A 10,414-nucleotide genomic window follows, 5' to 3' on the forward strand; every position below is an offset into this window, starting at 1 on the left:
AATGACGGGGCATGCCTTGTTTGGCGACATGGCGATCTCCTTATCGACGATGAAGCCAACATCATACGGTCAGTTCACCTTGCGATGCGATGGTGGCCGTTACACCGCCATCGCCGGCAAGCCAGCTCCTACAGGATTTGTGGGGCCATGATGAATGTGTGGCATTGCGCGCATCTGTAGGAGCCGGCTTGCTGGCGATGCGATGGTGGCCGTTACACCGCCATCGCCGGCAAGCCAGCTCCTACAGGATTTGTGGGGCCATGATGAATGTGTAGCGTTACGCGCATCTGTAGGAGCCGGCTTGCTGGCGATGCGATGGTGGCCGTTACACCGCTATCGCCGGCAAGCCAGCTCCTACAGGATTTGTGGGACCACGATGAATGTGTGGCATTGCGCGCATCTGTAGGAGCCGGCTTGCTGGCGATGCGATGGTGGCCGTTACACCGCTATCGCTGGCAAGCCAGCTCCTACAGGATTTGTGGGGCCATGATGAATGTGTGGCATTGCGCGCATCTGTAGGAGCCGGCTTGCTGGCGATGCGATGGTGGCCTTGGTGCCGCCATCGCTGGCAAGCCAGCTCCTGCAGTAGATCCGATTCGGCCGTGAGAGATGGATCGGCTGTCAGGCCGCGATTGCTGTGATGCGATACCAGGAGTGGACGGCGGATTCAGCACAGGCTAAAAAGTACCGTTACCGATGCTGCGTCGGGAGCATTTCCCGGCTCTCCTGATCACCCAGCAAAAATGGAGTTTGCAACGTGACTGAAGACACAAAAACCAAAGGCCCCGCCTCGTACTTCCCTTCAATCGAAAAAAAGTACGGGCACCCGGTCAGCCACTGGCTGGACCTGCTCAAGACCGTCAGCAACAAGAAGCACATGGAAATGGTCGCCTGGCTCAGGACCGAGCATGGCCTGGGTCATGGCCACGCCAATGCTCTGGTTGCCTATTACCTGGCTCACGCAGGTTGAAGCAAGCCCGTCACGCAAGCTTGATGGCGCCACCCTGGATCTCGTCACGGGCAATGCGCAAGTCGATGGCGTCCTGGTTGAGCCGATGAATCAGGTTGAGCAAGCGTTGGCGCAGCACCTCGTCCTTGAGCTGTTCAGCGGCGCGCATCACATCCAGCGCCGCGCCCTCGTTGTTGGAGGCCACGGAGTCGAGCAGTTTGCGGATGCTTCTTGATGGCCGGTTCATGGGTCGCTCCCTCGGTTTTGGTTGAGGCGGATCATAGGCGCGTAATGTTTCGTCCATGTTGCAGCCACCAAAGGTTTGCACGGCTTTTCAACAGAGTTGCAATTGCATGGGCTAATCTGCCCTCAAGCTCGACAGGCGTCACCGTCCCCCATCAGCTCAAGGCATCGGCAATATGATCATTTCGTCCGCATCCGACTATCGCGAGGCAGCCCGTCGCAAGCTCCCGCGTTTTTTGTTCGACTACATCGATGGCGGAGCCTATGCCGAGCACACGCTGAGGGCCAACAGCGCCGATCTGGCGGACGTCAGCCTGCGCCAGCGCATCCTCAAGAACGTCGAAGCATTGAGCCTGGAAACCACCCTGTTCCATCAACGCCTGTCGATGCCCATCGTATTGGCGCCGGTAGGGCTGACGGGCATGTTCGCCCGCCGTGGCGAAGTGCAGGCGGTCAAGGCCGCCGAAAACAAAGGCATCCCGCTGTGCCTGTCCACCGTGTCGGTGTGCTCGATCGAAGAGGTCCGCGCCAACACTCAACAGCCCATCTGGTTTCAACTGTATGTGCTCAAGGACCGCGGGTTCATGAGAAACGCGCTGGAACGCGCCAAGGCCGCCGGCGTGCGGAACCTGGTGTTCACGGTCGACATGCCGACGCCCGGCGCCCGCTATCGCGACGCCCATTCGGGCATGTCCGGTCCCTATGCATCGTCGCGGCGAATGTTGCAGGCCATCACCCGGCCCGACTGGGCCTTCAACGTCGGCCTCATGGGGCGGCCCCATGACCTGGGCAATGTCTCGAAGTATCTGGGCAAGGCCGTTACGCTCGAAGATTACATCGGCTGGCTGGCCAACAACTTCGACCCGTCGATCAGCTGGAGCGACCTGGAGTGGATTCGCGATTTCTGGAAGGGCCCGATGATCATCAAGGGCATTCTCGACCCCGAGGACGCCAGGGATGCGGTCAGTTTTGGCGCCGACGGTATCATCGTTTCCAACCACGGCGGCCGGCAGCTGGATGGCGTGCTCTCCACGGCCCAAGCCCTGCCGCCAATCATGCAAGCGGTGGGCAATGACCTCAAGGTGCTGGTCGACTCGGGGATCCGCTCGGGGCTGGATGTGGTGCGCATGTTGGCACTGGGAGCCAAAGGGGTACTGCTTGGACGCTCCATGGCCTATGCCCTGGCGGCCGACGGTCAACGCGGGGTGGAAAACATGCTGGATATCTTCGCCAAGGAAATGCGCGTGGCCATGACATTGACGGGGGTCACCTCCATCGACCAGATCGACGAATCGATTCTGGTGCGTCATCCCCTCAAGTAATTAGCACCCACTGCCAGGAACCGCTCCATGCGCATCGCCCTGCTTTCCGATATCCATTTGTCCGTCGATGCCCTGCCGTTTCCGGTGTTGGAAGCGGATATCGTGGTCCTGGCCGGCGATATCTCCCGGCCGGCCGCCGCCATCGAGTGGGCCAGGGCATGCCCGACACCGGTGCTGTACGTGGCCGGCAATCACGAATTCTACGGCAGCGACTTGATCTCGACCTACGAGCAACTGCACCGCTTGTCCCAAGGCACATCGATCCACGTAATGGAACGCACGGCGCACATTCACGACGGCGTACGGTTCCTCGGTTGCACCCTGTGGTCCGACTACCGTCTTTTTGATCAAGCCGAAGATCGGGCCCAGGGAATCGACATGGCCACGAGTCTGATCCGCGACTTCAGCCGCATCAGGGTTTCGCCTGATTTTCCAGACCTGTTCACCCCGGCCATTTCCCAGCTGATTTTCCTGCAGACGGTCGCCTGGCTGGAAGACTGTTTTGCCGCCGACCGGAATATCCCGACGGTGGTGATATCGCATTTCGCCCCGACCCGCTCGAGCATCAGCCCGGCTTTCGCCGATTCGCCGATCAACGCAAGTTTCGTGTCAGACCTCGAAGAGCGGATCAAGGCGTGGCAGCCGGCACTCTGGTTGCATGGCCATACCCATGGCAGCTTCGATTACCGGATCGGCAACACCCGGGTCGTGTGCAACGCCCGGGGCTATGCCAGGAATGGCATCAATGAAAACGCTCAATTCGAGGCCGCCCATGTGATTGACCTGGACCTGTGAACCCCCCGGCCTCATACCAAAGCGTTAACCTGCTACACCCAGGTCTGGTGGTCGGCGGCAGGATTTGCCCCTACATTGCCCGCGCTTGGCACCAGCGCAAAAAGCGTATCCCACGGAGCTTTGCTGGATTTAGAATCAGTCGAGGCCAACCCACCCGCCCCTTTTGGCAGCGTCGCCAACGGACATTGACCCATGGACATAGCACCCCGTTTCATCATCCATGAAACCGCCCACTGGATCCTCAACCACCACATGTCTTCGGCGCTCCCCGGCTATCTGGTCCTGGGCACCCGGCACAACGCCAATTCATTGTCCGACCTTCCCGAGCAGGCCCTGGCCGAGATGGGCGGGCTGCTCGCCAGGGTGCAGGAAACCCTGCAAGCGGAGTTGCAGCCCAAGTGGCTCTACATCAGCCGATTCGGCCACGATCCGCGCTTCCCCATCCATTTCCATTACATCCCGGTGTACCCGTGGGTCGAGGACCTGTTCTGGCAGGATGAGCGCTATCGGCTGCTGGAAAACTTCGGCGACAGCGCCAGCGCACACACGCTGACCGATGGCGCGGAGATGACCCTGTTCATCTGGCGTGAGTTCGGCGAGAGCCCGCAACCACCGGCCATTGAAGGCCCTTCGATCGACCGGGTCATCGAGCGCTTGCGCACCGCCTTCAGTCCGGCGAGCCAGCGCCTGCTTGTTCAAGCCGGCAGCTGACATCGGCGATCGCGGTGCTAACATGACGGGCGTACCCGGATGCCTCAACCCGCGCATCCCCCATCAACAGCCGGCAGTCACCGCATGATCGAAGTCACCGAAGTTTCCATAGCCCAACTGCGCGCTGCGCTCGAATCCGGCCAGACCACCGCCGTTGAACTGGTCCAGGCCTATCTCGCGCGGATCGATGCCTACGACACGCCCCAGACGCCCACCGCGCTCAATGCGGTCGTGGTGCGCAACCCCGAGGCGTTGCAAGAGGCCCAGGCCAGCGATGCCCGGCGCGCCAAGGGCCAGGCCCTGGGCCCGCTCGATGGCATTCCCTACACGGCCAAGGACAGTTACCTGGTAAAGGGGCTGACCGCCGCCTCCGGCAGCCCGGCCTTCAAGGACCTGGTCGCCTGTCGCGATGCCTTCACTATCGAACGGCTGCGCGCCGCCGGCGCCATCTGCCTGGGCAAGACCAACATGCCGCCGATGGCCAACGGCGGCATGCAGCGCGGCGTCTACGGCCGCGCAGAAAGCCCGTACAACGCCGACTACCTCACCGCCCCCTTCGCCTCCGGCTCGTCGAACGGTGCCGGAACCGCCACCGCCGCCAGCTTTGCCGCCTTCGGCCTGGCTGAAGAAACCTGGTCGAGCGGTCGTGGCCCGGCCTCCAACAATGGCTTGTGCGCCTACACGCCTTCGCGCGGGGTGATCTCGGTGCGTGGCAACTGGCCGTTGACGCCGACCATGGACGTGGTCGTGCCGTTCGCCCGGACCATGGCGGACCTGCTCGAGGTGCTCGACGTGGTGGTGGCCGAAGACCCCGACACCCGCGGCGACCTGTGGCGCCTGCAACCCTGGGTGCCGATTCCATCTGTCGCCTCGGTGCGCCCCGCTTCCTACCAGGACCTGGCCGCCAACGCCGCGGCCCTGGCCGGCAAGCGCCTGGGCGTGCCGCGCATGTACATCAACGCCGACCCTGAAGCCGGCACCAGCGAGGCCCCTGGCATCGGCGGCCCGACCGGGCAGCGCATCCACACCCGGCCTTCGGTGATCGGGTTGTGGGAGCAGGCCCGCCAGGCCTTGCAAGCCGCCGGCGCCGAAGTCATCGAGGTGGATTTCCCGCTGGTCTCCAACTGCGAGGGCGATCGTCCCGGTGCGCCGACCGTGTTCAATCGCGGAATCGTGTCCAAGGAGTTCCTGCATCACGAGTTGTGGGACCTGACGGCCTGGGCCTTCGATGATTTCCTGCAGGCCAACGGCGATCCACAGTTGAACCGCCTGGTCGATGTCGACGGACCGCTGATTTTCCCCCATGACCCAGGCACCCTGCCCAACCGCGAGGGCGACCTTGCCGCCGGCATGGACGAGTACGTGCGCATGGCCGAGCGGGGCATCACCCCGTGGGACCAGATCCCGACGGTGCCGGACGGCCTGCGCGGCCTTGAACAGACGCGCCAGATCGATCTCGAGCAGTGGATGGATCGGCTGGGGCTCGATGCGGTAATTTTTCCGACCGTCGCCGACGTCGGCCCGGCCAATGCCGATGTCGACCCGGCAGCGGCGGACATCGCCTGGAGCAACGGCGTCTGGGTGGCCAACGGCAACCTCGCGATACGCCATCTGGGGGTGCCGACCGTCACCGTGCCGATGGGGGTCATGCCGGACATCGGCATGCCCGTGGGGCTGACCTTTGCCGGTCGCGCCTATGACGACTCGACCCTGCTGCGCCTGGCCTCGGCGTTCGAGGCCACCGGTTCGAAGCGCTTGATCCCGCCGCGCACCCCAGCGCTGGGCAAGTGACAGCGCGGGCGGGATTGGCGCGCTGCAGGTGCCAGTCCCGCCACCGCCACCGACTGGTGCACCCGGGTGCAGGTGGCGCTTTATAAAAGTGCAGGGTGCAGCGTTCATTTGCACCGACGCTCGACGATCTCCCCTTGCCCGCCCCCGTATCGACAACGATCACGGCCTGAAAGGCATTTCTGGCGCGTGACTTGCTAGGTACATCTCAACCCTGCAGTCAACGCTGATTGCATGCATACGACAAAGGCGCCGTGTGTCCCCCGTTTTTATGACGGTGGGCCGCATGGCGCCTTTTTTGTTTCCGGCATCGGTAACGGCCGGCAAGAGATTCGAGGGGCGAGGATGGCAAGCAAAACCGTACGCAGTGTGTGTCCCTATTGTGGTGTGGGCTGCGGCATCGTCATGCAGGTCGAAAACAACCGGGTCGTCAAGGTCAGCGGCGACAAGGCCCACCCGACCAACGCCGGCCGGCTCTGCACCAAAGGCACCACCTGCGGCCAGGCCATCGCCGAGTCGGGGCGGATGGAGCATGCCTACCTGCGCCAGGAGCGCCAGCGCGACCCGGTGCGCATCGCCATGGACAAGGCGATCAGCGAGACGGCCAGCCGGTTGCGCGACACCCTCGATCGCCATGGCCCCGATGCATTGTCGTTCTACGTGTCCGGGCAAATGTCCCTGGAAGCCCAATACCTGATCAACAAGCTGGCCAAGGGTTTTGTTCGCACCAACAACATCGAGTCCAATTCCCGCCTGTGCATGGCCAGCGCCGGCAGCGGCTACAAGCTGTCCCTCGGTTCTGACGGCCCTCCGGGTTCGTACCAGGACTTCGATCATGCTGATTTGTTTTTCGTCATCGGCGCGAACATGGCCGACTGTCACCCGATCCTGTTCCTGCGCATGCTGGACCGGGTCAAGGCCGGGGCGAAGCTGATCGTGGTCGATCCACGGCGCAGCGCCACCGCGGACAAAGCCGACCTGTTCCTGCCGATCAAGCAAGGGACCGACCTGGCCTTGCTCAATGGCTTGCTGCACCTGCTGGTGAAAAACGGCCATACCGACCCGACCTTCATCGCCGCGTTCACCGAAGGCTGGGAGGCCATGCCCGAATTCCTCGAGGACTATCCTCCCGCCACGGTCGCGCAAATCACCGGCCTGCCCGAGGCGGATATTCGAAAGGCTGCGTCATGGATCGGCGAAGCCGCCGAATGGATGAGCTGCTGGACCATGGGCCTGAACCAGAGTACCCACGGCACTTGGAACACCAACGCCCTGTGTAACCTGCACCTGGCCACCGGGGCGATCTGCCGGCCGGGCAGCGGGCCGTTTTCCCTGACCGGGCAACCCAATGCCATGGGCGGCCGCGAGATGGGCTACATGGGGCCAGGCCTGCCCGGCCAGCGTTCGGCGCTGGTGGAGGCGGACCGGACATTCATCGAGGACCTGTGGCGCATCCCGCGCGACAGCCTGCCGCGCAACGTTGGCGGCGGCACTGTGGCCCTGTTCGAAGACATGAGCGCAGGCAAGATCAAGGCCTGCTGGATCATCTGCACCAACCCGGTCGCGTCGGGCCCCAACCGCCAGAAAGTCATCGACGGCCTGCAGGCGGCCGAACTGGTGATCACCCAGGACGCCTACCTCGACACCGAGACCAACCGTTACGCTGACATCCTCCTGCCCGGCGCGCTCTGGGCCGAGGCCGAGGGCGTGATGATCAACTCCGAGCGCAACCTGACGCTGATGCAAAAAGCCGTGGAGGCCCCGGGCGAGACGCTGCCCGACTGGCAGATCATCGCCCGGGTGGCTTGCGAGATGGGCTTCGCCGACGGGTTCACCTACAGCGCTGCCGAGGAAGTGTTCGAAGAGATCAAGCGCGCCTGGAACCCCAGGACCGGCTACGACATTCGCGGCGCCAGCTACACGCGCCTGCGCGACCAACCGCTGCAATGGCCCTGCGCGTCCGAGGCTGCCCCGCAACGCAATCCGATTCGCTACCTCAACAACGGCGTGAGCCAGACGCTCAAGGTCGAAGCCGATGGCCGCCAGCCGGCGATCGTGTTTGCCACCGAGCGCGGCAAAGGCATCTTCCTCGCCCGGCCGCACATGGCGCCGGCAGAAATGCCCGATGAAGCCTTTCCCTTCGTGCTCAACACCGGGCGCTTGCAGCACCAGTGGCACACCCTGACCAAGACCGGCAAGGTGGCGACCCTGAACAAGCTCAACCCGGGCCCCTTCGTCGAGATCCATCCCGAGGATGCCAGTGCGTTGGGCATCAAGGACAAGGACCCGGTCGAAGTACGCTCCGTGCGCGGTCGCGCCGTGTTGCCGGCGGTGCTGACCGACCGCGTGCGCCAGGGCAATTGTTTTGCGCCTTTTCACTGGAACGATGTGTTTGGCGAAAACCTGGCGATCAATGCCGTGACCAACGATGCCGTCGACCCGATATCCCAGCAGCCGGAATTCAAGTTCTGTGCGGTCGCCCTGCAACGGGTCGAACTGATCGACCATCAGTTCTTGCAAACCCCAGCGCCTGCCGCCGTCGCCCTCTCCCCCTTGCCAGAGGAACTCGCCATGTCGAGCATCGAGACCTTCGCTGATCTGGCGGGCATCCGTCGCCTGCCCTCCCCGACATTGAATGACAGTGAACGCACTTACCTGGCCGGTTTTCTCAGTGGCCTGCAATCCTCCGCCGGTCGCCAGGCGCCTGGTGTGCCGGTGCTGCCGCCCGGCGCGCCGCTGGCCACCGAGACGCGGCTGTGGCTGGACGGGCTCCTGGGTGGGTTGTTCAGCCGGGTCGATGCGGGTGTTGCGCTGGGCAACCAGGTTGAAACCCCAGCCGCCGCCAACGCACCCGCCGTGACGTTGCTCTGGGCCTCGCAAACCGGCAATGCCGAAACCCTGGCCGAACGTTTGGCCGCGCGCCTGCGCGACGGCGGCTTCGCCGTGGAGCTGAGCGCGATGGCCGATTTTCCGGCCAGCAAGTTGACCAGCACGCAGAACCTGGCCCTGATCAGCAGCACATTCGGCGATGGTGAACCGCCGGACAACGGCGAAGGTTTTTGGCACACCCTCAGCACCACCCAGACACGCCTGGAATCGCTGCGCTTTGCCGTACTGGCCCTGGGCGATCCGGCCTACGACCAGTTCTGCCGGCACGGCAGGCAACTTGACCAGCGCCTGCAGGAACTGGGCGCAACCCGCCTGCTGGAACGGGTCGACTGCGACACCGAATTCGAAGAGCGCGCCGATACCTGGCTGGCGCAATTGCAGAAGACCCTCAGGCCCGAGCCTGCGGACACTGTCGAGACGCACGGTGCCGCCAGCCCCGCCGAAACACCCGCCAAGGCCAAGCCCCATGCCTCGCGGCTGCTGGTCAATCTTCACCTCAACAACCAGAGCCCGCACAAGGAAACACGGATGTTTTCCCTGGACCTGGCGGATTCGGGACTGGGCTATGAGGCGGGCGATGCGCTGGGCGTCCATCCGCGCAACTGTCCTGAACTGGTCGACGAGTTGCTCGACCTGACCCGGTTGAAGGCCGAGGCGCAGGTGAGTATCGATAAATTCGGCGAGGTGTCGTTGCGTCAGGCCCTGACCGAACACTTTGAAATCGCCCGGCCCAACAGCGACACCCTGGCCTTCATCGCCGAGCGCAGCGCCAACCCAGGCTTGAAACAGCTGCTGGGCAATGACCGCAAGGCTCAGCTGAAAGAATGGTTGTGGGGACGGCAACTGGCGGACGTGCTGCAGGCCTATCCGCTCGACTGCTCGGCAAGCGAGCTGCTGAGCACCTTCAAACGCCTGCAACCGCGCCTGTATTCCATTGCGTCGAGCGCCAAGGCGCATCCACGGGAAGTCCATCTCACCGTGGCCGCGGTGCGCTACGGCAAACGCAAGGGCGTGTCCTCGACCTTTCTCGCCGACCGCGCGCAGGACGCCGAGGTACCGGTTTTCGTCCAGCCGTCGAAACATTTTCGCGTGCCCAGCGACGGTGATGTACCGATGATCATGATCGGCCCCGGGACCGGCGTCGCACCCTTCCGCGCCTTCCTGCAAGAGCGCCGCGCGCGGGGCGACCAGGGCAGGAACTGGCTGTTCTTCGGTGAACAGCACGCCGCCAGCGATTTCTATTACCGCGATGAACTGCAAGGCATGCAGCACGATGGCCTGCTGACGCACCTGAGCCTGGCGTTTTCCCGTGACCAGGCGGAGAAGATCTACGTACAGGACCGCATCCGCGAACAAGGCGCCGAACTCTGGCGCTGGCTGCAGGACGGCGCCCGGTTGTACATCTGTGGCGATGCCAGCTGCATGGCCAGGGACGTCGACCAGGCCTTGCGCCAGGTCGCGCAACGACATGGTGGACTGGATCCGCAAGGCGCCGCTGATTATTGGCGCCAGATGAGTGAGCAGAAGCGTTATTTGCGGGATGTCTATTGAGTGGTTGGAACATTGTAGGAGCCCGGCTTGCCGGCGAAGGCGGCCTTGAGTACTGCGCTGGTCTCCTGGGCCTCTTCGCTGGCAAGCCAGCTCCTACAGGTCCGTGGAAAACCACGGATTCATGCCCAACACACAACATTGTAGGAGCCCGGCTTGCCGGCGAAGG

General features: G+C 63.5%; 7 protein-coding genes. 6 read left to right on the forward strand and 1 reads right to left on the reverse strand.

What is annotated here, in order from left to right:
• Positions 1-757 precede the first annotated feature (757 nt).
• Positions 758-970, forward strand: coding sequence for a DUF4287 domain-containing protein (locus SOP85_RS30000; protein WP_323629279.1), 213 nt, complete (start codon positions 758-760; stop codon positions 968-970).
• A 10-nt stretch (positions 971-980) separates the two neighbouring features.
• Here the strand turns inward: SOP85_RS30000 and SOP85_RS30005 are convergent, their stop codons facing one another.
• Positions 981-1,196: a hypothetical protein gene (locus tag SOP85_RS30005; RefSeq protein WP_046816415.1), complete on the reverse strand. Its 216-nt coding sequence runs from the start codon at positions 1,194-1,196 to the stop codon at positions 981-983.
• A 172-nt stretch (positions 1,197-1,368) separates the two neighbouring features.
• Between SOP85_RS30005 and lldD the strand changes: the two genes are divergently transcribed.
• The 5 genes from lldD to SOP85_RS30030 all read left to right on the forward strand — a co-directional run bounded on the left by lldD (position 1,369) and on the right by SOP85_RS30030 (position 10,248).
• Positions 1,369-2,514, forward strand: a complete 1,146-nt coding sequence (gene lldD, locus SOP85_RS30010; RefSeq protein ID WP_323629280.1) for an FMN-dependent L-lactate dehydrogenase LldD — start codon at positions 1,369-1,371, stop codon at positions 2,512-2,514.
• A gap of 27 nt (positions 2,515-2,541) precedes the next feature.
• The gene (locus SOP85_RS30015; protein ID WP_323629281.1) at positions 2,542-3,309 is read left to right on the forward strand and encodes a metallophosphoesterase; all 768 of its coding nucleotides are present in this window, start codon (positions 2,542-2,544) and stop codon (positions 3,307-3,309) included.
• 192 nt (positions 3,310-3,501) lie between these two features.
• Positions 3,502-4,020, forward strand: a complete 519-nt coding sequence (locus SOP85_RS30020) for an HIT family protein (protein ID WP_323629282.1) — start codon at positions 3,502-3,504, stop codon at positions 4,018-4,020.
• 84 nt (positions 4,021-4,104) lie between these two features.
• Positions 4,105-5,811, forward strand: coding sequence for an amidase (locus tag SOP85_RS30025; protein ID WP_323629283.1), 1,707 nt, complete (start codon positions 4,105-4,107; stop codon positions 5,809-5,811).
• 342 nt (positions 5,812-6,153) lie between these two features.
• Positions 6,154-10,248 (forward strand): bifunctional nitrate reductase/sulfite reductase flavoprotein subunit alpha, encoded by a 4,095-nt coding sequence (locus SOP85_RS30030; protein ID WP_323629284.1) that lies wholly within the window; start codon positions 6,154-6,156, stop codon positions 10,246-10,248.
• Positions 10,249-10,414 lie beyond the last annotated feature (166 nt).

This window comes from Pseudomonas sp. YuFO20, from assembly GCF_035064975.1.
GTDB classification, from domain to species: domain Bacteria; phylum Pseudomonadota; class Gammaproteobacteria; order Pseudomonadales; family Pseudomonadaceae; genus Aquipseudomonas; species Aquipseudomonas putida_AE.

Excerpts from the sequence above, each read along its gene's own strand:
- SOP85_RS30005 (WP_046816415.1), bottom strand. The coding sequence starts at position 1,196 with ATGAACCGGCCATCAAGAAGCATCCGCAAACTGCTCGACTCCGTGGCC.
- lldD (WP_323629280.1), top strand. The coding sequence starts at position 1,369 with ATGATCATTTCGTCCGCATCCGACTATCGCGAGGCAGCCCGTCGCAAG.
- SOP85_RS30015 (WP_323629281.1), top strand. The coding sequence starts at position 2,542 with ATGCGCATCGCCCTGCTTTCCGATATCCATTTGTCCGTCGATGCCCTG.
- SOP85_RS30020 (WP_323629282.1), top strand. The coding sequence starts at position 3,502 with ATGGACATAGCACCCCGTTTCATCATCCATGAAACCGCCCACTGGATC.
- SOP85_RS30025 (WP_323629283.1), top strand. The coding sequence starts at position 4,105 with ATGATCGAAGTCACCGAAGTTTCCATAGCCCAACTGCGCGCTGCGCTC.
- SOP85_RS30030 (WP_323629284.1), top strand. The coding sequence starts at position 6,154 with ATGGCAAGCAAAACCGTACGCAGTGTGTGTCCCTATTGTGGTGTGGGC.